At 72.7% G+C, this 25,071-nt stretch carries 21 protein-coding genes and 1 riboswitch; of the genes, 13 read left to right on the forward strand and 8 right to left on the reverse strand.

Annotated features, from left to right (window positions below; all coding sequences use genetic code 11):
* Nucleotides 1-42: 42 nt before the first annotated feature.
* The 4 genes from AB0C66_RS10260 to AB0C66_RS10275 form a co-directional block, all read right to left on the reverse strand.
* The gene (locus tag AB0C66_RS10260; RefSeq protein ID WP_362435357.1) at nt 43-1,575 is read right to left on the reverse strand and encodes a cobyric acid synthase; all 1,533 of its coding nucleotides are present in this window, start codon (nt 1,573-1,575) and stop codon (nt 43-45) included.
* Complete coding sequence (locus AB0C66_RS10265; protein WP_362435359.1) at nt 1,572-2,603, reverse strand: cobalamin biosynthesis protein; 1,032 nt, start codon at nt 2,601-2,603, stop codon at nt 1,572-1,574. Before AB0C66_RS10265 ends, AB0C66_RS10260 begins: the two co-directional genes overlap by 4 nt.
* 129 nt (nt 2,604-2,732) lie before the next feature.
* Nucleotides 2,733-2,885, reverse strand: a riboswitch (cobalamin riboswitch).
* Nucleotides 2,886-3,091: 206 nt separating this feature from the next.
* Nucleotides 3,092-3,364: a hypothetical protein gene (locus tag AB0C66_RS10270; protein ID WP_362435361.1), complete on the reverse strand. Its 273-nt coding sequence runs from the start codon at nt 3,362-3,364 to the stop codon at nt 3,092-3,094.
* Nucleotides 3,365-3,377: 13 nt separating this feature from the next.
* Complete coding sequence (locus AB0C66_RS10275; protein WP_362435364.1) at nt 3,378-4,706, reverse strand: inorganic phosphate transporter; 1,329 nt, start codon at nt 4,704-4,706, stop codon at nt 3,378-3,380.
* Between the two features lie 349 nt (nt 4,707-5,055).
* Here AB0C66_RS10275 and AB0C66_RS10280 point away from each other — a divergent pair, with 349 nt between their 5' ends.
* From AB0C66_RS10280 to AB0C66_RS10305, 6 genes are all read left to right on the forward strand, one after another.
* Nucleotides 5,056-5,733 carry a class II aldolase/adducin family protein gene (locus AB0C66_RS10280; RefSeq protein WP_362435366.1) on the forward strand — a complete coding sequence of 226 codons (678 nt, stop codon included), beginning with the start codon at nt 5,056-5,058 and terminating at the stop codon, nt 5,731-5,733.
* 81 nt (nt 5,734-5,814) lie between these two features.
* The gene (locus AB0C66_RS10285) at nt 5,815-6,942 is read left to right on the forward strand and encodes an alpha/beta fold hydrolase (protein WP_362435368.1); all 1,128 of its coding nucleotides are present in this window, start codon (nt 5,815-5,817) and stop codon (nt 6,940-6,942) included.
* A gap of 122 nt (nt 6,943-7,064) precedes the next feature.
* Complete coding sequence (locus AB0C66_RS10290) at nt 7,065-8,498, forward strand: hypothetical protein (protein ID WP_362435370.1); 1,434 nt, start codon at nt 7,065-7,067, stop codon at nt 8,496-8,498.
* A gap of 286 nt (nt 8,499-8,784) precedes the next feature.
* Nucleotides 8,785-10,383 (forward strand): ABC-F family ATP-binding cassette domain-containing protein, encoded by a 1,599-nt coding sequence (locus AB0C66_RS10295; protein WP_362435372.1) that lies wholly within the window; start codon nt 8,785-8,787, stop codon nt 10,381-10,383.
* Between the two features lie 412 nt (nt 10,384-10,795).
* Nucleotides 10,796-11,017, forward strand: a complete 222-nt coding sequence (locus tag AB0C66_RS10300; RefSeq protein ID WP_176183654.1) for a helix-turn-helix domain-containing protein — start codon at nt 10,796-10,798, stop codon at nt 11,015-11,017.
* 91 nt (nt 11,018-11,108) lie between these two features.
* Nucleotides 11,109-11,915 carry an enoyl-CoA hydratase/isomerase family protein gene (locus AB0C66_RS10305; protein WP_362435651.1) on the forward strand — a complete coding sequence of 269 codons (807 nt, stop codon included), beginning with the start codon at nt 11,109-11,111 and terminating at the stop codon, nt 11,913-11,915.
* A gap of 127 nt (nt 11,916-12,042) precedes the next feature.
* On the opposite strand, the gene AB0C66_RS10310 is transcribed toward AB0C66_RS10305, so the two are convergent.
* Nucleotides 12,043-13,926, reverse strand: coding sequence for a SpoIIE family protein phosphatase (locus AB0C66_RS10310; protein ID WP_362435374.1), 1,884 nt, complete (start codon nt 13,924-13,926; stop codon nt 12,043-12,045).
* 225 nt (nt 13,927-14,151) lie between these two features.
* On the opposite strand from AB0C66_RS10310, the gene AB0C66_RS10315 reads away from it, so the two are divergent.
* Together AB0C66_RS10315 and AB0C66_RS10320 are read left to right on the forward strand one after the other, a co-directional pair.
* Nucleotides 14,152-18,405: a HAMP domain-containing protein gene (locus tag AB0C66_RS10315; protein WP_362435654.1), complete on the forward strand. Its 4,254-nt coding sequence runs from the start codon at nt 14,152-14,154 to the stop codon at nt 18,403-18,405.
* Nucleotides 18,402-19,016 (forward strand): response regulator, encoded by a 615-nt coding sequence (locus tag AB0C66_RS10320; protein ID WP_362435377.1) that lies wholly within the window; start codon nt 18,402-18,404, stop codon nt 19,014-19,016. The genes AB0C66_RS10315 and AB0C66_RS10320 overlap by 4 nt, the downstream gene beginning before the upstream one ends.
* Before the next feature lie 42 nt (nt 19,017-19,058).
* Here AB0C66_RS10320 and AB0C66_RS10325 read toward each other — a convergent pair whose 3' ends face one another.
* The gene (locus AB0C66_RS10325) at nt 19,059-19,772 is read right to left on the reverse strand and encodes a nucleopolyhedrovirus P10 family protein (RefSeq protein WP_362435379.1); all 714 of its coding nucleotides are present in this window, start codon (nt 19,770-19,772) and stop codon (nt 19,059-19,061) included.
* A 238-nt stretch (nt 19,773-20,010) separates the two neighbouring features.
* Between AB0C66_RS10325 and AB0C66_RS10330 the strand changes: the two genes are divergently transcribed.
* From AB0C66_RS10330 to amaP, 5 genes are all read left to right on the forward strand, one after another.
* Complete coding sequence (locus AB0C66_RS10330) at nt 20,011-20,511, forward strand: Asp23/Gls24 family envelope stress response protein (protein ID WP_362435381.1); 501 nt, start codon at nt 20,011-20,013, stop codon at nt 20,509-20,511.
* A 203-nt stretch (nt 20,512-20,714) separates the two neighbouring features.
* Complete coding sequence (locus tag AB0C66_RS10335) at nt 20,715-20,906, forward strand: hypothetical protein (protein ID WP_176183659.1); 192 nt, start codon at nt 20,715-20,717, stop codon at nt 20,904-20,906.
* A 12-nt stretch (nt 20,907-20,918) separates the two neighbouring features.
* The gene (locus AB0C66_RS10340; protein ID WP_362435656.1) at nt 20,919-21,245 is read left to right on the forward strand and encodes a hypothetical protein; all 327 of its coding nucleotides are present in this window, start codon (nt 20,919-20,921) and stop codon (nt 21,243-21,245) included.
* Entirely contained in the window at nt 21,242-21,865 is a 624-nt protein-coding gene (locus AB0C66_RS10345) for a DUF6286 domain-containing protein (RefSeq protein WP_362435384.1), read from the forward strand. The genes AB0C66_RS10340 and AB0C66_RS10345 overlap by 4 nt, the downstream gene beginning before the upstream one ends.
* 6 nt (nt 21,866-21,871) lie before the next feature.
* On the forward strand, nt 21,872-22,429 hold the full coding sequence (gene amaP / locus AB0C66_RS10350; RefSeq protein ID WP_362435386.1) for an alkaline shock response membrane anchor protein AmaP: 558 nt from the start codon (nt 21,872-21,874) through the stop codon (nt 22,427-22,429).
* 61 nt (nt 22,430-22,490) lie between these two features.
* On the opposite strand, the gene AB0C66_RS10355 is transcribed toward amaP, so the two are convergent.
* Nucleotides 22,491-23,246 carry an SDR family oxidoreductase gene (locus AB0C66_RS10355; protein WP_362435388.1) on the reverse strand — a complete coding sequence of 252 codons (756 nt, stop codon included), beginning with the start codon at nt 23,244-23,246 and terminating at the stop codon, nt 22,491-22,493.
* Nucleotides 23,247-23,250: 4 nt separating this feature from the next.
* Nucleotides 23,251-25,059, reverse strand: coding sequence for a glycoside hydrolase family 15 protein (locus AB0C66_RS10360; RefSeq protein WP_362435391.1), 1,809 nt, complete (start codon nt 25,057-25,059; stop codon nt 23,251-23,253).
* Between the last annotated feature and the right edge of the window lie 12 nt (nt 25,060-25,071).

Below are 25,071 nucleotides of genomic sequence, written 5' to 3' on the forward strand. Positions count from 1 at the left end.
CGGTACCTCCAGCGGTGGTGACGCGGTCGCGGTCCGGGATGCTCACTTCGGTCCTCCTGGCGCCCCCGGCGGTACGAAGGGCAGCCCGTCCGGCAGGCCGTCCTCGATCAGCCGCAGCAGCGCGTCGGTGTCGGCGTGCTCCTCGATCAGATCGCCCAGGCGGTCGAGCTGCTCCTCGCGCAGCTCCCCGAAGCGGGTGTCGGGCGCGGGGACGAACGCCCGGCCCGCCGCCTCGGCCACCCGCCGCAGGAAGGCCCGCCGGAAGCCGTCGCTCTCCAGCGAGCCGTGCCAGTGGGTGCCCCACACCGAACCCGCGCGGCAGCCGTCGAGGAACGGTTCGTCGCCGCCGTCGAGCAGTTCGGCGACCCCGTGGTGGATCTCGTAGCCCTCCACCCGCTCGCCCAGGGCCTCGCCGACCGGCCGGGCGAGGGTCTTCTCCACCGCGAACCGCACCCGCACCGGCAGCAGTCCCAGCCCCTCGACCGTCCCGGCCCTGGACTCGACCTCGTCCTCGACGCGCTGACCCAGCGCCTGGAAGCCGCCGCAGATGCCCAGCACCGGCCGCCCCTCGGCGGCCCGCCGCACCAGGGCCCGGGCGAGCCCGCGCTCGCGCAGCCACTGAAGCGCCCGGACCGTGCCGCGGGTGCCCGGCACCACCACCAGGTCGGCGTCGGCCAGTTCCTCGGGACGGTCCACGAAGCGCACCACCACACCCGGTTCGGCGGCCAGCGCGTCCACATCGGTGAAGTTGGACATCAGCGGTACGGCGGTCACCGCGACCCGCAGCACATCGTCGCCGTGCGGCGGTGCGACGACGCTCTCGCGCACCGCGCCGCGCAGCGACACCCGCAGCCCGTCCTCCTCGTCGATGCCGAGGCCGTGGGCGAACGGCAGTACCCCGACCGTCGGCCGCCCGGTGAGCTCGCGCAGCATCTCCAGACCGGGCTCCAGCAGCGTCACATCACCGCGGAACTTGTTGACCATATAGCCGGCGATATGGCGCTGGTCCTCCCGGGACAGCAGCGCCGTGGTCCCGAAGAACGACGCGAACACGCCGCCGCGGTCGATGTCCCCGACCACCACCGCGGGGATCCCGGCCGCGCGGGCCAGCCCCAGGTTCACGATGTCCGTACGGCGGAGATTGATCTCGGCGGGGCTGCCCGCGCCCTCGCAGATCACCGCGTCATGGGTGCGCCGCAGCTCCTCCAGACACCCGGTGACCGTCTCCAGCAGCCCCTCGCGCCGCTCCGCGTGGTAGCCGCGGGCGCTCATCTCGCCCACCGGCTTGCCCAGCAGCACCACCTGGCTGCTGCGGTCGCTGCCCGGCTTCAGCAGTACGGGGTTCATCAGCGCGCTCGGCTCCACGCGCGCGGCGGCCGCCTGCATGGCCTGCGCCCGCCCGATCTCCGCCCCGTCCCGGGTGACGAAGGAGTTCAGCGACATGTTCTGCGCCTTGAACGGCGCCACGCTCACGCCCTTGCGCGTCAGCCACCGGCAGATGCCCGCCGTGACCACGCTCTTGCCCGCGTCCGAGGTCGTCCCGGCGACGAGCAGCCCGCCCCCTGTTCCGCTCATCGGCTCCCTCTCCGCTCGTCCGGACCGCGCGTGCCGCCTCGGCCCCCGCCCCTGCCGCCCAGGAACCCGCCCTTGTCGGACAGAACCCTGCCCACCACCAGCCGTGCCGTCACCGATGTCACCAGGGCCAGTGCGCCCACCCGCCGCGACAGCCGCACCGCCCGGTGGATATCGCCGGTGCGCACCGGCCGTCCGGCGCCGCCCAGGACCGGCCGGTGCTCGACCCGTCCCGCGTACGCGAGGGTGCCGCCCAGCCGCACCCCGAGCGCACCCGCGAACGACGCCTCCACCGGCCCCGCGTTGGGGCTCGGATGGCGCCGTCCGTCAAGACGCCAGGCGCGCCGGGCGCCGCGCGGATCGGGGCCCGCCACGGTCGCCAGGGCGGCCGTCAGCCGGGACCCCGGCCAGCCCGCCACATCGTCCAGCCGGGCCGCGGCCCAGCCGAACCGGCGGTAGCGCGGGGACGTGTGGCCGACCATGGCGTCCAGGGTGTTCACGGCCCGGAAGGCGACGAGCCCCGGCACCCCGCCCACGGCCCCCCACACCAGGGCGCCCACCACGGCGTCGGAGGTGTTCTCCGCGACCGACTCCACCACCGCGCGGGCGATCGCCTGCGCGTCCAGCGCCTGCGGATCGCGTCCGCACAGGTGCGGCAGCCGCTCCCGCGCGGTCTCGATGTCCCCGGCGGCCAGCGCCCCGCCGATGGCCCGGGCCTCCCGCCCCAGCGTCGTGCCGCCCAGTACGGCCCAGGTGGCGGCGGCGGTAAGGGCGACATCGGCACGGCGGTGCCCGGCCACCGTCCTTACGGCACGCGTCAGCAGCGCGGCACCGACGGCCGCGCCGCCCGCGCACAGCGCGGTGTGCAGGGCCCCGTAACCGCGGTGGTCGCGCCACAGCCCGCGCTCGGCGGCCAGGGCGACCCGCCCGAACGCGGCCACCGGATGGCCGCGTCGGGGGTCACCCGTGGCGAGGTCGCCGAGGAAGCCGAGAGCGGCGCCGCACGCGAACGAGGCGTGATCGGCACGCATCCCTCAGCCCGCCGTCGTGCCTCGGCCGAGGGGGCGGTGATGTGGTGGGGCTGGTGGCGTGGCGGTGCCGGGCATGGCGGTATGTCCTCACTCAGGGTCCGCGCCCTGGCTCGACGTGACCGGCGGGGAGAGTCTCCTGGCTCCCGGATCCGCGCTTCTCCCGGTCTTCCAGCTCCGCGTACGGACCAGCCGTACGGACGAGCCGTGACCCCGTGCAGGCGATGGGAGGGCGCTCCCCGGTGACAGTGGCGGGACCGCGCCGGATTCGCACCGGCTTCCTCTGCTGCCGCCGTTTGGCTCCGGAAGTCCACCATGGCCCGCGAAGGGCCGTCAACTCGCCCATGACCTGCGACGGACGAGTGTGCCGAGGCCCACACGGCGTCCGCGCGGAGCGTGCGGCGAACGGGCCGCCGGGCGGGCGACGCCGGTCAGCGTCGCCCGCCCGGCGGCCGTGGTGCTCAGGTGTCCTGAGAGGCGCCGAAGGACCCTCAGGCGACGATCAGATAGATGCCGTACGCCACCACCGCGGCGCACAGCGCGAAGCAGGCGTACGCGCCGGAGCGGGTGAGAGCGGACGCGCCGCCCTGCGGCGTGACACCACCGGCGGCGATACCACCGGCGGTGGCCGTGGCCACTCCCTCCGCCCGGAGCTCCCTGCGGGACGTGCCCACGATGCCGAGGGTGAAGACCCCCACCACCCCGACCGTCACCGCGAGGCTGACGCCGAAGACCTGGCCGAGTGCCGCCCAGTCGATGCTCATTGCGTTGGCTCCCTTAGCTGCGTGTGCTGCTCGACGCCGCGGGGGCGGCTGAGCCGGCCGTGGCGACGGCCCTCGGCTGGTCGGTCGTGGTGTCCGTAGTGCTGCCGACGGTGGCGTCGGCGGTGGTGTCCGTGGTGGCGTTGGCGGTGGTGTCGGTGGCGGTACCGGCGGCCGAGCCCACCGGCGGCGGTGCCACCGACTGGAGGGCGGCGGTGATGACGCCCACCGGCTCGGTGCTGCCGGCCTCGTTGACGTTGCTGTGGTCCACCGGCTTCCGGCGGGACAGCGCCCAGATCACCGCGCAGCCCGCGAGGGCGAGCACGGCCACCGTGGTGATGCCCCAGTCGCCCTGGTCGGCCAGGAGCGCGGACCCGGCCGCGATCAGACCCGCGGCGGGCAGCGTCAGCACCCAGGCCATGACCATCCGGCCCGCGGTCGCCCAGCGCACCACACTGCCCTTACGGCCGACGCCCGCGCCCATGACGGCACCGGAGCAGACCTGGGTGGTGGAGAGCGCGAAGCCGATGTGCGAGGAGGCGAGGATGACGGTCGCCGCACCGGTCTGGGCCGCGAAGCCCTGCGGCGGCTGGATGTCGGTGATGCCCTTGCCCATGGTGCGGATGATCCGCCAGCCGCCCAGGTAGGTGCCGAGCGCGATGGCCAGACCGGCCGAGACGATGACCCACATCGGCGGGTCGGAGTCCGGGGCGATCACACCGCCGGTCACCAGCGCCAGGGTGATCACACCCATCGTCTTCTGCGCGTCATTGGTGCCGTGGGCGAGGGAGACCAGGGCGGCCGAGGCGATCTGCCCGGCGCGGTAGCCCTTCGCGGTGTCCTCGGGGGCACGGTCACGGCCGAGCCGGTAGGTGAGCCGCGTCGCGGCCACCGTGGCGATGCCCGCCACCAGCGGCGCGGCCACGGCCGGGATGAGGACCTTCATGACGATCGCGTCCCCGTTGACCCCGTCGATGCCGACCGAGGCGACGGTGGCGCCGATGAGACCGCCGAAGAGGGCGTGCGAGGAGCTGGACGGCAGCCCGGCCAGCCAGGTCACCAGGTTCCAGAGGATGGCTCCGACCAGCCCCGCGAAGATCACTTCGGGCCGGATACCGGAGTCCTCGTCGAGGATGCCCCCGGAGATGGTCTTGGCGACCTCCACGGACAGGAAGGCGCCGACGAGGTTGAGGACGGCCGACATCGCCACCGCCACCCGGGGACCGAGCGCGCCCGTGGAGATGGTGGTGGCCATGGCATTGGCTGTGTCGTGGAACCCGTTCGTGAAGTCGAACACCAAGGCCGTGATGATCACGATCCCGATGAGAAGCGTGATGTGTTCCATACACCCGGTCAATCAGTTCGAAGGTCGGTAGTGGCACGGTGAACGTAAGGAAACTGGGTGAACGAGAGGTTAACTGGGGCGGGCTTTGGGATGACGTAGCTGGGTGGGTGTCCATCGCTCGGCCATCTGGCGTATTTCCGCTCGTCGCAAGGAGTTTGGGCACCGTACACCCCAGCCCCTGCCGTCCCGTACGGCCCACCCCCACCCGCCCGTAGCCCTGACCCGGGTGAACGCACCGCTACTACCCCCGATCGTCCTGGGCCGGGACGGCCCCCGCCCCGCCGGATCCCGCCCCCGCCGCCCTTCCGGCGGGCGGCCGGCTGCGAAGATCGGTCCGGAGGTGAGGCGTATGGCACAGGAGCGACCCCCGCGGCCGCGGCTGACCCAGCCCCTGCGGCAGGCGTGGGGGCAGGTGGTGCGGACCGCCCGCAGGACCACCGCCGACGGGCTGGTGGTCGGGACCTCGGGCAATGTCTCGGCCCGGATCGGGGACACCGTCCTGGTGACCCCCAGCGGGGTCCCCTACGACCGGCTCGGCCCGCGCGACGCCGTCGCCGTCGACCTCGACGGTGCGCAGGTGCTCGGCACGCTCGAGCCGACCAGCGAGCTGCCCATGCATCTGGCCGTCTACCGCGCCACGGACGCCCGGGCCATCGTCCATACCCACGCCGTCCACGCCACGGCGGTCTCCACCCTCGTCGACGAGCTCCCGGCGATCCACTACATGACGGGGGCGCTCGGCGGCCCCGTACGGGTCGCCGACTACGCCCTCTACGGCACCGACGCGTTGGCCGAGCTCCTGATCGAGGCGTTGCGCGACCGCTCCGGCGCTCTGCTGCGCAACCACGGCACCGTCGTCTACGGCGCCACCCTGGACCAGGCGTACGACCGCACCGCACAGCTGGAGTGGTTGTGCCAGGTCTGGCTGGCCGCCTCGGCCGTCCCCGGCCGCAGCCCCGCGCTGATCCCGCCGGACGAACTGGAGCGGGCCGCCGCCAAACTGCGCGGGTACGGCCAGCCGGGCTGAGCCGCCGAGCCGCCCGCGGGATATCACTCCGCCGGGTACGCCCGCTGGCCAGCGGGCGCCCGGCCGCCCACACTGGGAGGGATGCGTCTGCGGACAGCGGCGGCCGCGGCCGCCAGCACCCTGCTCAGCGCCGGTGTGGCCGCCGTGGCGGCCGGACGGTACGCCACCGACGCTGCGCTCCGGCCCGCCGCCGACCGTCCGCTGCCGAACGAGCCCCCGCTCACCGTGCACGCGACCGAGCCCGGCCGGATCACCCTGACCCGCTCCCTGACCTCGCTGCGCCCCGGCACCTACGGACTGGCGGGCCCGGCCTGCCACGCCGTCATCGGGCCGGTCCTGGAGGACGCGCCGAGCCCGGCCGACTGCGTGGTGCGCCGTCTGGAGCGGGTGACCCACGGCAGCCTCGACCCCGGCGACCGGGTGCGGCTCACCCCTCAGGTGCACATCGGCAATCCGCGGGACGCGCTCGGCATCGAGCACGCCGATGTGGACGTCCCCGGCGAACTCGGCCCGCTGCCCGCCTGGTTCGTCCCCGCGGAACGCCCCACCTGGGTCATCACCGTCCACGGTCTGGGCACCACGCGTGAACACCCCATGGTCGTCATGCCGTTCCTGCGGAAGCTGCGGGTCCCGGTGCTCGACCTCGCCTACCGCGGCGACCCCGGGGCCCCGCCCCCGGAGGACGGCATCGGCCACCTCGGCGACACCGAATGGCGCGATCTGGACGCGGCCATCCGCTACGCGGTGCGCTACGGGGCGCAGCGCGTCGTCCTGCACGGCTGGTCCACCGGCGGCGCGATGGCCCTCCAGGCCGCCGCCAACTCCGCGCTGCGCCACCGGGTCAGCGGCGTCATCCTCGACTCCCCGGTGCTGGACTGGCAGGCCACGCTGCGCGCGCTCGCCGCCGCCCGCGGCACCCCCGCCGCACTGATGCCGCTCGTCATACGCGCGGCCGAGGGCCGCACCGGACTGCACGGCAGCGGCCTCGCGGCGGCGGCCGACCCCGAGCGGCTGACCGTCCCGGTGCTTGTCGTCCACGGCCCCGACGACGCCCTGGCCCCCTGGTCCGCCTCCCGCGAACTGGCCGAAGCCCGAGCCGAACTGGTCACCCTTCACACCGTGGCGGGCGCTCCGCACGGCGCCATGTGGAACGCCGATCCGCGCGGTTACGAAGAGGCACTACGGCGCTTTCTGACCCCGCTCCTGTAGCGCCCGGAGGCAGCGCACTGCCGCGCTCGCGCGGCGCGCGGAGAGCGCGTCCCCCGCGCCGGAGGCGACCGCCGGACGGGTGCCGATTGGGCTTTCGGGCCGTCAACGGAGAAACTGCTCCCGTGACGTCCCGTACTCCGCGCGACTCCCGGCTCCGACTCGTCCGCCAGCGGCCGACGGCCACCGACCGCCGGCCCGCGTCGCACCGCGGCTCCCGACCGGCGCCCCGTCCGCCCGAGGGCACCCCGCCGCCGGCGGAGCTGGCCCGGCAGGCCAGATCGGGACTGGCCGGTGCCGTCGAGATGGCCCACTGGGCCGCCGCCCAGCACGGCGCGCCCGGCGCGCTCTCCGACGAGGCCGCCGCCCACGCCGCCGAGGCGCTGCGGCTGACCCCCGAGGAGGTACGGGCCGACTGGGACCGGGCCCGGCTGGTCGGCCTGGTGGAGATCCACGGCGGCGCCGCCCGGCTCGGCTGGCGGCTGAAGGCGTGGCACCGCGACGACAGCGCGGTGCTCCGCGGCTGGGTCGCGCTGCTGGACGCGTGGTCGCTGGTGAGCCCGGCCCCGGCCACCGCGGAGCCCACGGCCGTCGCCGAGGTCGTCGAGGCCGTACCGCAGCTGCTCTCGCTGCTCCAGCTGTCCGCGGGTCCGGTACAGGTCGCCGCGCTGCTGGACATGCTCCGGCAGCGGGTGGCCGAACTGCGCACCGAGCGCTGTGAGGTGCCCCAGGACCACGCGGTCCGGACGGCCGAGTCCGCCCACCGGGCCGACGGGGCCGTGGCGGCCACCACGGCCGACGACGATGAGGACGCGTCGCTCCAGCGGCTGCTCGACTGGGCCCTGGACGCGCTCGCCTCCGTGGGGGCGCTCACCGTGGGCCCCGGGGACGCGGCGGCGGACGACGGCCGTGAGGCCGTCCTCACCGCGCTGGGCAACTGGGCGGTGTGGGTCAAGCTGGAGCAGATCTGCGTGGCCGCCCAGAGCCCCGCGGGCAATATCGAACAGCCCGCCCCCGACATGCTGCGCGGCTGCGCCGGGCTCACCCCAGGACCGGCCCGCGCCGAGTACCGCGCCTGGCTGGCCGCCCGGCCCGTGGGCAGCGCCGTGATCGAGCTGCTCGACGCGGCCCGCGGGGACGACGCGCTGCTGCGCGGGCTCGCCTTCGAGGCGCTGCGTGTGGTCGGGGCGCCCGCCGAGCCCTCGGTGCGGGCCGCCGTGGACGAGTCCTGCCTGCGTCCGTACGCCCTGCTGTGGCTGGCCGAGCACGAGGGCGCCGACCCCGAGGACGCGCTCGACGCGCTCACCCGCGAGGAGGCCACCTGGCTGTGGGTGGACACCGCCGCGGCCATCTCCGACCACGGCGAGAGCCCGCTGCTCGTCCGCCACCTGGAGTCCGCGGTGCAGGGCACGGTGCCCGCGCTGCTGGACGAGGTGCGCGCGGTGGGCCATCCCCGCACCGTGCAGGTGCTGGTGGCGCTGGCCGCCGCCCACCCGGATCCGGCGCTCGCCAAGGCGGTCCGCCGGGCCGCCTTCCAGGTGCACACCGGCGGCGCCTGACGGACGCCACCGGCCCCGTACGCCAGCTCGTGGTGCCCCTCGGATGTGATCTGCTCCACAGTCCGGCACCGGGGTGCGACGGCGGCCCGTGCCATGGCCCGCCGCAAAGCCCGTGGCCGTCGCCTTGGCGCGGCCCTCACCGGAGGGAAACGGGGTCACCGCCGTGGAAATAACAACTTGCCCGCCCCGCTAAGCTAGCCGCATGGCAATTCTCCTCGTGCATTAGACGGCGTCGGCCAACCCGCCCGTCCCGTCCGCCACCCCGTCCTGCCCAGGAGTAATTCCCGTGATCACCGCCTCCGGTGTCGAGTTGCGTGCCGGCGCCCGCGTCCTCATCGAGTCCGCCTCCTTCCGTATCGCCAAGGGCGATCGCATCGGCCTGGTCGGCCGCAACGGAGCGGGCAAGACCACCCTCACCAAGTGCCTGGCTGGTGAGGGCATCCCGGCCGGGGGCACCATCACCCGCTCCGGCCAGGTCGGCTACCTCCCGCAGGACCCGCGCACCGGCGATCTCGACGTGCTCGCCCGCGACCGCATCCTCTCCGCCCGTGAGCTGGACTCCGTGCTGCGCAAGATGCGCGAGAACGAGGACCGGATGGCGAACGGCCAGGGCGCCACCCGCGAGCGCGCGATGAAGAAGTACGAGCGCCTGGAGACCGAGTTCCTCACCAAGGGCGGTTACGCCGCCGAGGCGGAGGCCGCGACCATCGCCGCCAGCCTCGGCCTGCCCGACCGGGTGCTCGGCCAGCCGCTGCACACCCTCTCCGGCGGTCAGCGGCGCCGCGTGGAGCTGGCCCGGATCCTCTTCTCGGACTCCGACGTCCTGCTCCTGGACGAGCCGACCAACCACCTCGACGCCGACTCCATCATCTGGCTGCGGGACTACCTGAAGACCTACAGCGGCGGCTTCGTGGTGATCTCCCACGATGTCGATCTGGTCGAGACGGTCGTCAACAAGGTCTTCTACCTGGACGCCAACCGCTCGGTGATCGACATCTACAACATGGGCTGGAAGCTCTACCAGGCCCAGCGCGAGGCCGACGAGAAGCGCCGTAAGCGCGAGCGGGCCAACGCCGAGAAGAAGGCCGCCGCGCTCAACTCCCAGGCGGACAAGATGCGCGCCAAGGCCACCAAGACCGTGGCCGCGCAGAACATGGCCCGCCGTGCCGAGCGGCTGCTCGCCGGTCTCGACGAGGTGCGCCAGTCCGACAAGGTCGCCAAGCTGCGCTTCCCGGACCCGGCCCCGTGCGGCAAGACCCCGCTGTCGGCCGAGGGCCTGTCGAAGTCGTACGGCTCCCTGGAGATCTTCACCGATGTCGACCTGGCCGTCGACAAGGGCTCCCGGGTGGTCATCCTCGGTCTCAACGGCGCGGGCAAGACCACGCTGCTGCGGCTGCTGGCCGGGGTGGAGAAGCCGGACACCGGCCAGGTGGCCCCGGGTCACGGGCTGAAGCTGGGCTACTACGCGCAGGAGCACGAGACGCTCGACCCGGACCGCACGGTCCTGGAGAACATGCGCTCGGCCGCCCCCGACCTCGATCTGGTGGCCATCCGCAAGACCCTGGGCTCGTTCCTGTTCTCCGGCGACGATGTGGACAAGCCGGCCGGGGTGCTCTCCGGCGGTGAGAAGACCCGGCTGGCGCTGGCCACCCTGGTGGTCTCCTCGGCCAATGTGCTGCTGCTCGACGAGCCCACCAACAACCTCGACCCGGCCAGCCGCGAGGAGATCCTCGGCGCGCTGCGCACCTTCACCGGCGCGGTGGTGCTGGTGACCCACGACGAGGGCGCGGTGGACGCCCTCCAGCCGGAGCGGATCATCCTGCTGCCGGACGGTGTCGAGGACCTGTGGGGCGAGGACTACGCGGACCTGGTGGCGCTCGCCTGACCGCCGGGGCGGCCCCTCGGGCCGCCCCCATGGGCCTCGTCCGCCCGCCCGGCCGTGACATCCCATTGATCCGTTCTGATCCACTTCCTGTAGATCATTCGGCCTAGGTGTGATCCATCATCTGAGTGAGAACGGCTGGTATCGCGGCGCGCCGTGACGGTACGGCGCGCAAGGCGTGCCGTGCGCCGGTCGGTATGGGTCCGACCTCCTGCACATATGCCCTGACCTGCCCGTTCGCCGGTAAACGCGAAGGAGTGTCAGGGCGAACGGCGTCGGAATCCTGTCTTCCGAAGGCCGTCATGGCGCGATTTCACGGAATCCTTCCTCCACAGACCTTGCCGAATGGGTGGCCAGGAAGCCGTGTAGGGGTGATCATGAGAGTCCAGAGCGCACTTCCCATGAGGAGGCACGGGTGGCCGAGACTCTGAAGAAGGGCAGCCGGGTGACCGGCGCCGCGCGCGAGAAGCTCGCGGCAGACCTGAAGAAGAAGTACGACTCCGGTGCGAGCATCCGGGCGCTGGCCGAGGAGACCGGCCGTTCCTATGGATTCGTTCACCGGATGCTCAGCGAATCAGGCGTTTCCCTACGTGGTCGCGGGGGCGCGACGCGGGGTAAGAAGGCCCAATCGGCCTGATCCCGTATCACGCCGTCGTCACCGGCAGGTATGGCAGTGCCACCCGGTTGACCGGCGGTCCGGCCGGGTGGTTACTGTGCAGTCACTTGTACTGACTGCGGCCGACCGGAGGCTTCCTGTGACCCTGCTCGACAAGGACGGCGTTCAGCTCATCGTCGACGATGCGGTCGCCACGGTGACCCTCAACCGTCCGGCCAAGCGCAACGCCCAGTCGCCCGCGATGTGGCGGACGCTGGCCGAGGCGGGACGGCTGCTGCCGGGCAGCGTGCGGGTGGTGGTGCTGCGCGCCGAGGGCAAGAGCTTCTCGGCGGGCCTGGACCGCCAGGCGTTCACGCCCGAGGGCTTCGACGGCGAGCCGTCGTTCATCGATATGGCGCGCGGTTCGGACGCCGAGCTGGACGCCACCATCGCCGAGTACCAGGACGCGTTCACCTGGTGGCGGAGGAACGACATCGTCTCCGTCGCCGCCGTGCAGGGGCATGCCATCGGTGCCGGGTTCCAGCTCGCCCTCGCCTGTGACCTGCGGGTGTGCGCGGACGATGTGCAGTTCGCCATGCGCGAGACCAGCCTCGGTCTGGTCCCCGACCTCACCGGCACCCATCCGCTGGTGGGCTTGGTGGGCTATGCCCGGGCGCTGGAGATCTGTGCCACCGGGCGGTTCGTCCATGCCGAGGAGGCCGAGCGGACCGGGCTGGCCAATCTGGTCGTGCCCGCCGCCGAGCTGGACGGCGCGGTACGGGACCTGGCGGCGGCCCTGCTCGCCGCGGACCGGGGCGCCCTGATCGAGACCAAGGCGCTGCTGCGCGGCGCCGGTGACCGTACCTACGAGGAGCAGCGCACCGCCGAGCGCGCCGCCCAGGCGCGCCGACTGCGCGAACTCGCGGGTCTGACGGACTGACCGGACGGGTCCGGACGGACCCGCGACATCGCGGTGGGTGCGGGGGCCGGGGGGACCGGCCCCCGCACCCCGCCGTGGTCTCCCGCCCCGCCATGGCCCCGCCCCCACCCATTCGCCCTCGGCTCCGTCACGGCTCCCGCAGCAGGTCCACCGTCACCGGGGGCACGGCCTCGAGCACCAGCACCGCGAGATCGTCGTCGATCGGCTCGGTGCTGAACTCATGGGTGGCCCGCCGTACCCGCTCCGCGACCGCCTTGGCGCCCAGCCCCACACAGCCGCGCAGGATGTCGGCGAGGCCGTCGTCGTCGTCCAGCTGGCGGTTGCCGTTGCGCCGCTCGGTCACCCCGTCGGTGACGCACAGCAGGGTCTCGCCCGGTGCGAGGTCGAAGGTGTCGGCGTGGAAGCCGGGGTTCTCGTCGATGCCCAGCAGCATCTGGGGCGTGGCCGCGGGGCTCACCGCCCCGTCCGCGGTCAGCCGCAGCGGCAGTGGATGCCCGGCGCTGGCCATCGTGCAGCGGGCGCCCCCGTCACAGTCCGCGTCGAGCTCCAGCTCCCCGTAGACCAGGCTCAGGAAGCGCGGACGGGCCTGCTCCCCGCCGACCGCGACGGCTTCGGCGGCCTCCTCCACCAGTGCCTGGTTCAGCCGGTGGAGCACCGATTCCACGCCGTGGCCCTCCCGGGCCAGCAGCCGCACCAGATGGCGGGCCAGACCGGTGACCGACATGGCCTCCGGATCACTGCCCTGCACATCGCCGAGCAGGAAGCACCAGCAGCGCTCGCCCATCGGGAACAGGTCGTAGAAGTCGCCGCCGACGGTCTGGCCCTCGCCGTGCGGTTCGTAGACGATCGCGGTGTCGACCCCCGGGATGTCGGCCAGTGAGGTGGGCAGCTGGCGGCGTTGCAGCGCCCTGCTGATGGTCGCCTGCCGGGTGTACTGCCGGGCGGTGGCCACGGCCTGTGCCACCCGCCGTGACACGTCCTCCGACAGCCGCACCACACCCTCGGTCATCTGGGCCACTCCCGCCCGGCCGAGCAGCAGCACCCCGTGGCTGCGGCCGTGGGCGATCAGTGGGAAGGCAAGGGCCGAGCCGCCCGTGCCGTGGGTGTCGGCGATCTGCGGCCAGGGCCAGGGGGTGCCCGCGGTACCGAGCCCGCTGGGCGGCGGGTGCCCCTCCAGAACCACGCGCAGCGCGTCGATACGGCGCTCGTCGGTATGCCAGACCCGGGCCAGCTCCAGCCCGCCGGACTCGGTGGTCAGCCAGACCGCGCACCAGTCGGCCAGCCGGGGCACCAGCAGCTGTCCGGCGAGGGCGGCGACCATGTTCTCGTCGAGCTGCCCGGTCAGCAGCTCGCTGGCCTCGGCCAGGAAGGACGGCCCGCCCCGGTCGACCCATTCGGCGGTGGTGTCGCGGCGCCCGCGCAGCGGGGAGGGGGCCAGCGTCTCGGCGAACCGCAGTTCACGGCCGAGCGCGCTGGTGGGGACGGCGTGGAGCTCGGGCTCCGCCTCCTCGGCGTCCAGCCGGAACCACACCGTCTTCCGGGTGCGGTGGTAGGTCACCCCCCAGGACTCGGCGAGCGCCCCGATCAGCTGGAGACCCCGGCCGCGGCCCCGGCGCTGGGCGTCCGGCCCGCCGTACACCGCGCTGGCGGGGTGGAGGTCCGTCACCTCCACGACGATTCCGGGGTGCAGCGGCTCGTCCTCGGGGGCGGTGGGCTCCTCGGGAGCGGTGGGCCGGGTGGGTTCGGCCGGTCCGCCCCCGGCCTGGAGGCGGCAGACGACCTCGACCCGGGTGCCCGCGTGCAGAACGGCGTTGGTGACCAGCTCGCTCACCAGCAGTACCGCGTCGTCCACCAGCCGTATGCCGAGCGTGCCCGTGCCCAGGGATTCCTTGGCGTTCGCCCCGGTCAGCGTGGTCCGGACAAAGGTCCTGGCCGCACCGGGCGCGCGCACACTTCCAGGCAGCGTCGTCCGTGCGACGGACTCACGCGAGAGGGGAAGCAAGGCTCCCACGTGCGGCTCCTGGGCAATTAGGCGGATTAGGCCATCTAGGTGCCATATTATGACAGACGTAGGGATATGAAATGATCATCGAGGGGCGACGCCATGGCACTCGACCCGATCCCCACCGATACGACCTCCGCCCGGGGCTCCTCGCCGGAGCATCCGGGTCCCGCCCCGCCCGCCGGGCCGGAGAGGGGCCAGGAGGCCGCGTGCCCTGCCGAGCTGCGCTCCCTCATGGCTGCCATGAACGCTCTGTGTGACGGGGACTTCACCGTCCGCATGGACGGTTCGGGGGAGGGCGTCCTCGGTGAGATGGCCGGGGTCTTCAACCAACTGGTGCTGCGCAACGCGCATCTGGCCGATGAACTCCAGCGGGTGCGCCGTGAGGTGCTGCGCCAGGGACGACTGGACGAACGGATCGGCGCCAGCCCCGGCCAGGGCGCCTGGACGGCCAGTGTCGACGCGGCGAACCAGCTGGTGGACGCGCTGGTCGGACCGGTCTCCAACGCCACCCGGGTGCTGGACGCGGTCGCGGCGGGCGATCTGACCCAGCGGGTCGATATGCACGACGGCAACCGCCAGCTCCGCGGCGATCTGCGCCGCCTGGGCCGGGGCGTGAACCGCACCGTGGACCAGCTCTCGCTGTTCACCGGCGAGCTGACCCGGATCGCCCGTGAGGTGGGCACCGAGGGCCGCCTCGGCGGCCGGGCCAAGGTCCAGGGGCTCTCCGGCGACTGGCGCGATGTGACCGAGGCCGTCAACACGATGGCCTCCCGGCTGACCGCCCAGGTCCGCGACATCGCCGTGGTCACCACGGCGGTCGCCCGCGGCGACCTCACCCAGCAGGTGACCGTCGAGGCCACCGGTGAGCTGCTGGAGCTGAAGCTCACCGTGAACACCATGGTCGACCAGTTGCGCGCCTTCGCCGACGAGGTGACGCGGGTGGCCCGTGAGGTGGGCACCGAGGGCGAGCTCGGTGGCCGGGCCCAGGTCCGCGGGGTGTCCGGGGTCTGGAAGGACCTCACCGACAACGTGAACTTCATGGCGTCCAACCTGACGTCCCAGGTGCGCAATATCGCCCAGGTGACCACCGCCGTCGCCACCGGCGACCTCTCGCAGAAGATCACCGTGGATGCCCGGGGCGAGATCCTCCAGCTGAAGTCGACCATCAACACCATGGTCGACCAGCTCTCCGCCTTCGCCGACGAGGTGACGCGGGTGGCCCGTGAGGTGGGCACCGAGGGCATGCTCGGCGGCCGGGCCCAGGTCCGCGGGGTCTCCGGGGTCTGGAAGGACCTCACCCAGAACGTGAACTTCATGGCGGACAACCTGACCTCCCAGGTCCGCAATATCGCCCAGGTCGCCACCGCGGTGGCCGAGGGCGACCTCAGCAAGACGATCACGGTGGAGGCCAAGGGCGAGATCCTGGAGCTGAAGTCGACGATCAACACCATGGTGGACCGGCTGTCGTCGTTCGCCGACGAGGTGACGCGGGTGGCCCGTGAGGTCGGCACCGAGGGCAACCTCGGCGGTCAGGCCCAGGTCCGCGGGGTGTCCGGGGTCTGGAAGGAGCTGACCGACAACGTCAACTTCATGGCCCTGAACCTGACGTCCCAGGTCCGCAACATCGCCCAGGTGACCACGGCGGTGGCCAACGGCGATCTGTCGAAGAAGATCACCGTGGATGCCCGGGGCGAGATCCTCGAGCTTAAGGACACCGTCAACACCATGGTCCAGCAGCTGCGCGCCTTCGCCGACGAGGTGACCCGGGTGGCCCGTGACGTCGGCACCGAGGGCGAGCTCGGCGGCCGGGCCCAGGTCCCCGGCGTGTCCGGGGTCTGGAAGGACCTCACCGACAACGTCAACTTCATGGCCGGGAACCTGACCTCCCAGGTCCGCAATATCGCCCAGGTCGCCACCGCCGTCGCCCAGGGCGATCTGTCCAAGAAGATCGACGTGGACGCGCGCGGCGAGATCCTGGAGCTGAAGACCACCATCAACACCATGGTCGACACGCTCTCCGCGTTCTCCTCCGAGGTCACCCGGGTGGCCCGTGAGGTGGGCAGCGAAGGACAGCTGGGCGGCCAGGCCCGGGTCGAGGCGGTCTACGGCACCTGGAAGCGGCTGACCACCGGCGTCAATGAACTCGCCCTCAACCTCACCACCCAGGTGCGCGCCATCGCCGAGGTCGCCTCCTCCGTCGCCCAGGGCGATCTGTCCGGCTCCATCTCGGTCGAGGCCCAGGGCGAGGTCGCCGAGCTGAAGAACAACGTCAACCTGATGGTCGCCAACCTCCGCGAGACCACCCGCGCCAAGGACTGGCTGGAGTCCAACCTCGCCCGAATCGCCTCCCTGATGCAGGGCCACCGCGATCTGGTCGAGGTCGCCGATCTGATTCTGCGCGAGCTGACCCCGCTGGTGAACGCGCAGTTCGGGGCGTTCTTCCTGAGCGCCGCAGGCGCCTCGCCCGGTGAGGACCTGGAGCTGATCGCCGGATACGGCACCAACCAGGACAACGGCCCGCTGCCGCGGACCGGCACCCCCGGCCGGGGACTGGTCGCGCAGTCCGCCCTGGAGAAGAAGCGCATCCTCATCACCAACGTCCCGCCGGACTACATCACCATCAACTCCGGTCTGGGGTCCGCCCTTCCGGCCAGTGTGGTCATCCTGCCGATCCTCTACGAGGACCAGGTGCTCGGAGTGATCGAGCTGGCCTCCTTCAGCCGGTTCAGCGAGGTCCACCTCGCCTTCATCGACCAGTTCGTCAACACCATCGGTGTCTCGATCAACACCATCATCGCCAACGCCCGTACCGAGTCGCTGCTGTCCGAATCGCAGCGGCTCACCACCGAGCTGCGCCAGCGGTCCAATGAACTCCAGCGCTCCAACGCGGAGCTGGAGGAGAAGGCCGCGCTGCTGGCCACCGCCTCGCAGTACAAGTCGGAGTTCCTGGCGAACATGTCGCATGAGCTGCGCACCCCGCTGAACTCCCTGCTGATCCTGGCCCGGCTGCTGGCGGACAACTCCGACGGACGGCTCTCCTCCCAGGAGGTGCAGTTCGCCACCACCATCCACCGCTCCGGCTCCGACCTCCTCCAGCTCATCAACGACATCCTGGACCTGTCGAAGATCGAGGCGGGCCGGATGGACGTCCGTCCCAAGAAGCTGCCGCTGGTGAAGCTGCTGGACTACGTCAACGCCACCTTCCGGCCGCTCGCCATCGACCGAGGGCTGTCCTTCGAGATCGCCGTCGGCGAGGACGTACCGCGCGAGATGTTCTCCGATGAGCAGCGGCTCCAGCAGATCCTGCGCAACCTGCTCTCCAACGCCCTGAAGTTCACCTCCTCCGGCGGTGTCACCCTGCGCGTCGAGCGGTCGCCGGGAGCCGACTTCGAGGAGGAGACGCTACGCGCCGCCGATGCCGTCGTCGCCTTCTCCGTGACCGACACCGGGATCGGCATCCCCCCGGAGAAACTGCCTGTGATCTTCGAGGCGTTCCAGCAGTCCGACGGCACCACCAGCCGCAAATACGGCGGTACCGGCCTCGGACTGTCCATCAGCCGGGAGATCGCCGGAATGCTCGGCGGCCGGATCGTGGCCGAGAGCGAACTCGGCTCCGGCTCCTCCTTCACCCTCTACATCCCCTCCCACTACAGCGGTGTCGTCCCGGCCCCCGACCCCTCGGACCCCCGGGCCACCGGCTCCACCGTTCCGGCGCTGCCGCCCGCCCCCGACGAACCGCTGCCGGACACCGCCGACCACGCCCCCAGCGGAGTCTTCGGCGACGGGGCCGGGCTGGGCGCCGTCGGTCCCGACGGCCGGGAGGAGGCATGGCCGGAGACCACCCGGCTCAAGGAGTGGCAGGCCGGCCGCCCCGGGCGGGTGCTGAACGGATGCCGCATCCTGATCGTCGACGACGACATCCGGAACGTCTTCGCGCTCACCCATGTGCTGGGCCGGGTCGGAATGTCCGTGAAGTACGCGGAGAACGGCCGCGAGGGCCTGGAGGTGCTGCACCGCAACCCGGACGTCTCGCTGGTCCTGATGGACGTGATGATGCCGGAGATGGACGGCTACGAGACCATCCACGCCATCCGCACCACCCCCCGGCTGGCCGAGCTGCCGGTGATCGCCCTCACCGCCAAGGCCATGCCCGGCGACCGTGAGAAAGCCATCGACAGCGGCGCCAACGACTATGTGCCCAAGCCGGTGGATGTCGACCGGCTGATGTCGGCCATCGTCGATCTGCTCGATCCCGACGGCAGGACGGAGACCCCCGAGACGGACGAGGCGGCCGAGAGCCCGCTGCCGGAGGCCGGGGAGCCCGCCCAGGACCGGGCCGAGGAAGTGATCGAGGGGGTGGACCTGATCGACACCGAGGATCTGATCGACACCGATACCGATACCGAGTTGGACGACTTGGACGAGTTGGACGAGCGCGGGTTCGGCGAGACCGGACCGCCCCGGCCGCGACAGGGGGAGTCATGACCACCAGCCCTTCCGACAAGGCCGGGATCCTGATCGTCGACGATATGGAGGAGAACCTGATCGCGCTGGAGGCCGTACTCGGCCCGCTCGACCAGCAGCTGGTCCGCGCCCACTCCGGTGAGGAGGCGCTGAAGGCGATGCTGCGGCAGGACTTCGCCGTGGTGCTCCTCGACGTCCTGATGCCGGGGATGGACGGCTTCGAGACCGCGGCCAACATCAAACGGCTCGACCAGACCAAGGACGTCCCGATCATCCTGCTGACCGGGACCGACGCCGACTCCGACTACGCCTACCGCGGTTACGCGATCGGCGCCGCCGACTTCCTCACCAAGCCCTTCGACCCGTGGCTGCTGCGGACGAAGGTCAATGTCTTCCTGGAGCTGCACCGTAAGAACCGCCAGCTCGAGGCGCAGGCCCAGCAACTGCGACGGCGGCTGATCGGCGACCGGGTCACCCCCTCGGAGGACCGGTTCGTGACCATCGCCGAACAGCTGGCCAGTACCGAGATGCTGCTGCGCGGCGCCCAGGGCGCCGAGGCGGCCCAACTGGCCGACCGGGTGTCGGAGCTGGAGCGCGCCGTCGAGGGGCTGCGCACCGAGGCCCCGCGCTGAGCGCCACCCGCGACGCGCCCGCGACGACTCCCGCCGCATCGGCTACGCGGTGACATCCACCGCGGTGATCAGCACGGCCACCGTCACCGGCGAGTGGACCGCCTCCGCGACCTCCGCCCGTACCCGCCGGGCCACCTCCAGCGCATGGTGATCGGCCGCCACCGCCAGTTCCACCCGCAGATGCGCCCCGTCGGCATGCACCCCGCGCGAGGAGCCCAGCACCGGCGCCAGCCGCGTCACCCCGGGCACCTCCCGGGCCGCCGTCGCGGCCGCGGCCTCCCGGCTGCCGAGCGCCTCGGGCGACACCGGCCGCTCCGCCTCCGGTTCCCCGGGCCGCGACAGCAAGGGCGGGGGCCCGTCCAGCACCTCCGTCACCCGCAGGTCCACCGCGTCGACCGCCAGACCGAGCCGGTCCGTGACCGCCTCGAGCAGGGCGTTCCGCAACCGGTCCGCGGCCACCGGCAGCGGTTCGTCCACCGTGGCCCTGCACTCCACACCGATCCGCAGGGGCACCGGCGGCAGCGCGCTCGGCGGGGCCGGTACGGCGGATGAGCCCATGGCGTCGGGGTCGGCCGGTCCGATCCGCAGCTTGTCCAGACGGACCCCGGGCACCGTCGCGGCGGCCCGCCGCAGCACCTCCTCGGCGGCCTGCTCGGTCAGCCACGTACCGTCCTCCGGTCCGCCCAGGGGCAGCAGCCGTCCGAGCCGGAGCTGCTGCCGGACCGCGTGTGCGAGCTGGCCCGTGACCACCGCCATCACTCCTCACCGCCTGTGTGACGCCTTGTGTGCCACCGCTTGTGTGCCACTGCGTCCAGCCTGCCGCAGATCCGGCGTCCGCGGATACTTTCGGGCGGCTGATCGCGCGAGTGCCGCATCTCCGGGGCGGTTCGGGGAAAGCGCCTTTACTGTGGCAGTAGAGGCGGTGAGCGGAAGCGCGGAAGCGCCTCCTGGCTCCCCGCCCCGGAACTCTTCTCCTCGGAAGGGATGACCGGTGATGTCCGAGACCACACCACGGAACCGGCCCGAGACCCCCGCCACCGAGCCGTCCGCCGCCACTCCCAGGACGCTGGGCGGCGGTGCCGTCCCCACTCTGCGCGGCGGGGGCGATCCGGGCTCCCGGGGGCGCACCACCATCGCCGACGGCGTCGTGGAGAAGATCGCCGGAACGGCGGCCCGCGATGTGGTCGGAGTCCATGACATGGGCGGCGGTTTCGCGCGCACCTTCGGGGTCGTACGGGACCGGGTGCCCGGTGGCGGAAGCTCGGTCACCCGCGGGGTGAAGGCCGAGGTGGGCGAGGTGCAGACCGCCCTCGACCTGGAAATCGTGGTGGATTACGGCGTCTCGATCGCCGATGTCGCCCGGGCCGTACGGGAGAACGTGATCTCCGCGGTCGAGCGGATGACGGGACTCGAGGTGGTCGAGGTCAACATCGCGGTCAGCGATGTCAACTTGCCGGACGACGAAGCGGAATCGACGGAGCCCAGGCTCCACTAGGGGGTGTCTTGTCGATCAGGCCGGATCAGCGAGCGGCGTCCGGTGCGGTATCTCGCAACCCGCGTGAGGAGAGCGCAGCGGCGCTGCGTGCGACGAGTGCGGGGCCGCGAGGTGCCGTGCCGGGCGTCGGGAGCCCGGCATGATCGGCGAGACACTCCCTGGGCCGGTGACGGCTCCGGTCGGCTCCAGTAGGGGAGCACAGGATGAGCATGGCCGTGGTCGGGATGATCGCGGGAATGGCGCTGGCCTTCGCCGGGTATTTCGGCGGCTTCGGAGCCTTTCTGCTGGTGGCCGCGCTGGGGTTCGTGGGGTTCGTCGCGGGCCGGTTCCTGGACGGGGACCTGGAACCGGGCGAGTTCTTCCGTTCCCGCGGCCGCGGCGAACGGCACCGGTGAGGCGGCGTCGTGATCGAACCCGGGGAGCGGGGCGCGACGCGGATCGCGGACCGCGTGGTCGCGAAGATCGCCTCGCAGGCGGCGCGGGAGGCGCTGGAGCGCGCCGACGCGCTGCCGCCGCACGCGGTCGTCGCGGTGCACGAGCGGGTCGCGCGGGTACGGGTCGCCGTCGAGCTCGGCTATCCGTCGGACCTGGGCGCCCAGTGCGGCGCGGTGCGCCGTCAGGTCAGAAAGCGGCTCGGCACATTGGCGGGTATGGAGGTGCCCGAGGTGGCGGTGACGGTGGAGCGGCTGCGTTCGCCGCTGCTGGACCGCGCGGAGCGGGGGAGAGTGCGATGAACGCGGAGCACGAGGTGCGGCAGTCCGCATCGATGGCGGCCTACGAACCGGAGTCCGGCGACAAGACCGGCGGTGGGCACGGGCGGACCGGCCGGTTCTGGTCCGCGCGCCGGGTCCCGGCCGTCCTTGTCGCACTGGCCGTCGTCGCCGCGGCCGGGCTGCTGCTGTACGACGTGGCGGCGGTGCGCGCGGGCCGGACCGCCATGCAGTGGCGGGGCTGGCTCGCCGATCAGCTGGCCACCCGGACCCTGGACGACGGCTGGGTCGTGGGGGTCGCCGCCGCCCTGGTCGTGGTGGGCGTGTGGATGGTGGTGCTGGCGGTGACGCCGGGGCTGCGCGGACTGCTGCCGATGCGGGAGACCGACGGCATCCGGGCCGGGATCGACCGCGGCGCCGCTGGACTGGTGCTGCGCGACCGCGCGATGGAGGTGTCCGGGGTGCGCTCGGTGCGGGTCTCGGTCGGCCGCCATCGGGTCCGGGCCCGGGCCCAGGCCCACTTCCGCGACTTGGACGAGGTACGGGCGGATCTGGTCACGGTGCTCGGTGACGGCATCCGGCAGCTGGGTCTCGCCCGGCATCCGGGGCTGACGGTACGGGTCCGGCGACCCGCGAAGGGGTGACCGGCGATGCTGCGGATCGTCAACAGGGTGCTGCTCGCGGTGGTCGGGGTGGTGCTGCTGGCCGTGGGCGCGCTGGCACTCGCCGGATGGCCGCCGTTCGACGGGCGGGGCGATGTGGTGCTCAGCCGGGAGGAGCGCACCCGCTGGCGGGACGCCTCGTGGTGGTGGCCGGTGGTGATCGGGGTGCTCGCCCTGGTCGTGCTGCTCACCCTCTGGTGGGCGCTGGCCCAGCTGCGGCGGCGCAGACTGGCGGAAGTCCTGGTGGAGACCGGCGACGGTGAGGGCGCCCTGCTGCGGGGCCGGGCGCTGGAAGCGGTGCTGGCGGCCGAGGCGGAGGCGCTGGAGGGCGTCGAGCGGGCCGATGTACTGCTGCGCGGCAGGCGCCGGACCGCCCCGGAGGCCCGGATCGGGCTGGTGCTGGAGCCCCGCGCGGAGCCGGTGGTGACCCTGGAGCGACTGCGTGCCGAGGCCCTGGAGCACGCCCGGGACTCGGCCGGTCTGGACCGGCTGCCCGCGGAAGTACGTCTACGAGGCACCCGCCACCGCCCCGAGCGCGCCCTCTGACACTCACCTGTTGCCCCCCGACCGGGGCGGCTCGGCACCGGCCCGGTCGGGCGGGGAGGGGTCAGACGCCGTGCAGGCCGCCGCCGTCCACCGGCAGCATCACACCGTTGACGTAGGACGCCGCGGGGGAGAGCAGGAACGCCGCCGTCTTGCCGAACTCCTCGGGCGTGCCGTACCGCCGCAGCGGAATGGCCGCGGAGTTGCGCTCGCGCGCCGCGTCCGCGTCGCCGGACAGCCCGTCCAGCTCCCGCACCCGGTCGGTGTCGATCCGGCCCGGGAGGAGCCCGAGGACCCGGATGCCCAGCGGACCGACCTCCAGCGAGAGCGACTTGGCGAATCCGGCCAGCCCCGGGCGGAGCCCGTTGGAGACGGTCAGGCCCGGGATGGGCTCGCGTACCGATCCGGACAGCACGAAGCCGATCACCCCGCCGGGGGAGAGCTCGGTGGCGGCGGTGCGCGCCAGCCGGACGGCGCCCAGGAAGACCGTCTCGAACGCGGTCTGCCACTGGGCGTCGGTGATGTCGGCGGTGGGCCCGGCCGGGGGCCCGCCCACGCTGATCAGCACCCCGTCGAAGCGGCCGAAGTGCTCACGGGCGGTGGCGATCAGCCGCTCGGCGGAGGCGGGGTCGGCGTTGTCCGCGCCGACCCCGAGGGCTCCGGGCCCCAGCTCGGCGGCGAGGGCGGCCGCGGTGTCGGCGTCGCGTCCGGTGAGGACCACCCTGGCGCCGTCGGCGATCAGCGCACGGGCGGTGGCCAGGCCCAGCCCGCGGGTTGCTCCGGTGACGAGGTACACCCGGTCTTTGAGTCCAAGATCCATGGGGTCAGTCTGCCGTGGTGTCCGCGGCGAGGGTAAGGGCGGTGTCGACCAGACCGATATGGCTGAACGCCTGGGGGAAGTTGCCCAGCAGCTGGTCGGTGGCCGGATCGTACTGCTCGGCCAGCAGCCCGACGTCGTTGCGCAGCTCCAGAAGCCGTTCGAAGAGGGTACGGGCGTCCTTATGGCGGCCGCTGAGCCGCAGCGCGTCGGCGAGCCAGAACGAACAGGCGAGGAAGGCGCCCTCGCGGCCGGGCAGTCCGTCGAGGTTCCGGGTCCCGTCCCCGTCGGCTCCGTCCCCGTCGGAGGTGTAGCGGCGGATCAGACCGTCCTCGCTCAGCTCGCGGCGGACCGCGTCGATGGTGCCGGTGACCCGGGGGTCGGTGGCGGGCAGGAAGCCGACCTTGGGGATGAGCAGCGTGGCGGCGTCCAGCTCGGCCGAGCCGTAGGACTGGGTGAAGGTGGAGCGCGCGGGGTCGTAGCCCTTCTCGCACACCTCGCGGTGGACCGCCTCACGCATCGCCCGCCAGCGGTTCGCGTCCCCGCTGAGCTCGGGACGGGACTCGACGGCGCGCACCGCGCGGTCCGCCGCGACCCAGGCCATCACCTTGGAGTGGACGAAGTGCCGGCGCGGGCCGCGGACCTCCCACAGCCCCTCGTCGGGATCGCGCCAGGTGGACTCCAGGAAGTCCATCAGCGCGCTCTGCATCCGCCAGGCGTGCGGTTCGGCGGGCAGCCCGGAGACCCGCGCCAGGTGCAGGGTGTCCAGGACCTCGCCGTAGACGTCGAGCTGGCGCTGCGCCACCGCGCCGTTGCCCACCCGGACGGGGGCGGAGTGGGCGAACCCCTCCAGCCAGTCGAGCTCATGCTCGTGTATGCGGCGCTCACCGCCGAGGCCGTACATGATCTGGAGCTCGGCGGGATCGCCCGCGACCGCCCGCAGCAGCCAGTCGCGCCAGGCGATGGCCTCGTCGCGGTATCCGGCCGACAGCAACGCGTTCAGGGTGAGCGTGGAGTCCCGCAGCCAGCAGTAGCGGTAGTCCCAGTTGCGCACCCCGCCGAGCCGCTCGGGCAGCGAGGTGGTGGGGGCGGCGACGATTCCGCCGGTGGGCGCGTAGGTGAGCGCCTTGAGCGTGATCAGGGAACGCATCACGGCGTCCCGGTACGGGCCCTCGTAGCTGCACCGGGCGGCCCAGGAGCGCCAGTCCTCGAGGCTTGAGCGCAGCGCGGCGTACGGGTCGACGCGCCGGGGCCGGGGCTCGTGGGAGGGGTGCCAGGTGAGCACGAAGGCCACCTTCTCCCCGGCGGAGACGGTGAACTCCGAGCGGGTGCTGAAGTCCTTGCCGTAGGTGTGCACCTCCGGCTCGGAGCGCAGCCAGATCGAGTCCGGTCCGGCGACCGCGATCCGGTGGCCGTCGTCGCGGCGCACCCAGGGGATCACATGGCCGTAGTCGAACCGCAGCCGGAGCGTGCCCCGCATCTCGACGCTGCCGGAGACGCCCTCGACGACGCGGATCACATCGGGCGCCCGGTCGCGCTGCGGCATGAAGTCGATCACCTTGACGGTGCCGGACGCGGTCTCCCAGACGGACTCCAGGACGAGGGAATCCTCGAGATAGCTCCGGCGGGTGCAGTCCCCCGCGTCCCGGGGGGCCAGCCGCCAGTGGCCGTTGTCCTGGTCCCCGAGGAGCGCGGCGAAACAGGCGGCCGAGTCGAAGCGGGGCAGACAGAGCCAGTCGATCGAGCCGTCGCGGCCGACCAGGGCGGCGGTCTGGTGGTCCCCGATGAGGGCGTAGTCGTCGATGCGCTGAGACACACCGGGCATCTT

Origin of the sequence: Streptomyces sp. NPDC048636 (assembly GCF_040650655.1) — a bacterium.
In the GTDB taxonomy this organism is placed as follows: Bacteria; Actinomycetota; Actinomycetes; order Streptomycetales; family Streptomycetaceae; genus Streptomyces.

Bases quoted from the DNA above. Each gene is read 5' to 3' on its own strand.
- AB0C66_RS10325 (WP_362435379.1), bottom strand. From the start codon at position 19,772: ATGGCGGTGGTCACGGGCCAGCTCGCACACGCGGTCCGGCAGCAGCTC.
- AB0C66_RS10320 (WP_362435377.1), top strand. From the start codon at position 18,402: ATGACCACCAGCCCTTCCGACAAGGCCGGGATCCTGATCGTCGACGAT.
- AB0C66_RS10280 (WP_362435366.1), top strand. From the start codon at position 5,056: ATGGCACAGGAGCGACCCCCGCGGCCGCGGCTGACCCAGCCCCTGCGG.
- AB0C66_RS10285 (WP_362435368.1), top strand. From the start codon at position 5,815: ATGCGTCTGCGGACAGCGGCGGCCGCGGCCGCCAGCACCCTGCTCAGC.
- AB0C66_RS10355 (WP_362435388.1), bottom strand. From the start codon at position 23,246: ATGGATCTTGGACTCAAAGACCGGGTGTACCTCGTCACCGGAGCAACC.
- AB0C66_RS10275 (WP_362435364.1), bottom strand. From the start codon at position 4,706: ATGGAACACATCACGCTTCTCATCGGGATCGTGATCATCACGGCCTTG.
- AB0C66_RS10330 (WP_362435381.1), top strand. From the start codon at position 20,011: ATGTCCGAGACCACACCACGGAACCGGCCCGAGACCCCCGCCACCGAG.
- AB0C66_RS10345 (WP_362435384.1), top strand. From the start codon at position 21,242: ATGAACGCGGAGCACGAGGTGCGGCAGTCCGCATCGATGGCGGCCTAC.
- AB0C66_RS10335 (WP_176183659.1), top strand. From the start codon at position 20,715: ATGAGCATGGCCGTGGTCGGGATGATCGCGGGAATGGCGCTGGCCTTC.
- AB0C66_RS10270 (WP_362435361.1), bottom strand. From the start codon at position 3,364: ATGAGCATCGACTGGGCGGCACTCGGCCAGGTCTTCGGCGTCAGCCTC.
- AB0C66_RS10265 (WP_362435359.1), bottom strand. From the start codon at position 2,603: ATGCGTGCCGATCACGCCTCGTTCGCGTGCGGCGCCGCTCTCGGCTTC.
- amaP (WP_362435386.1), top strand. From the start codon at position 21,872: ATGCTGCGGATCGTCAACAGGGTGCTGCTCGCGGTGGTCGGGGTGGTG.
- AB0C66_RS10315 (WP_362435654.1), top strand. From the start codon at position 14,152: ATGGCTGCCATGAACGCTCTGTGTGACGGGGACTTCACCGTCCGCATG.
- AB0C66_RS10260 (WP_362435357.1), bottom strand. From the start codon at position 1,575: ATGAGCGGAACAGGGGGCGGGCTGCTCGTCGCCGGGACGACCTCGGAC.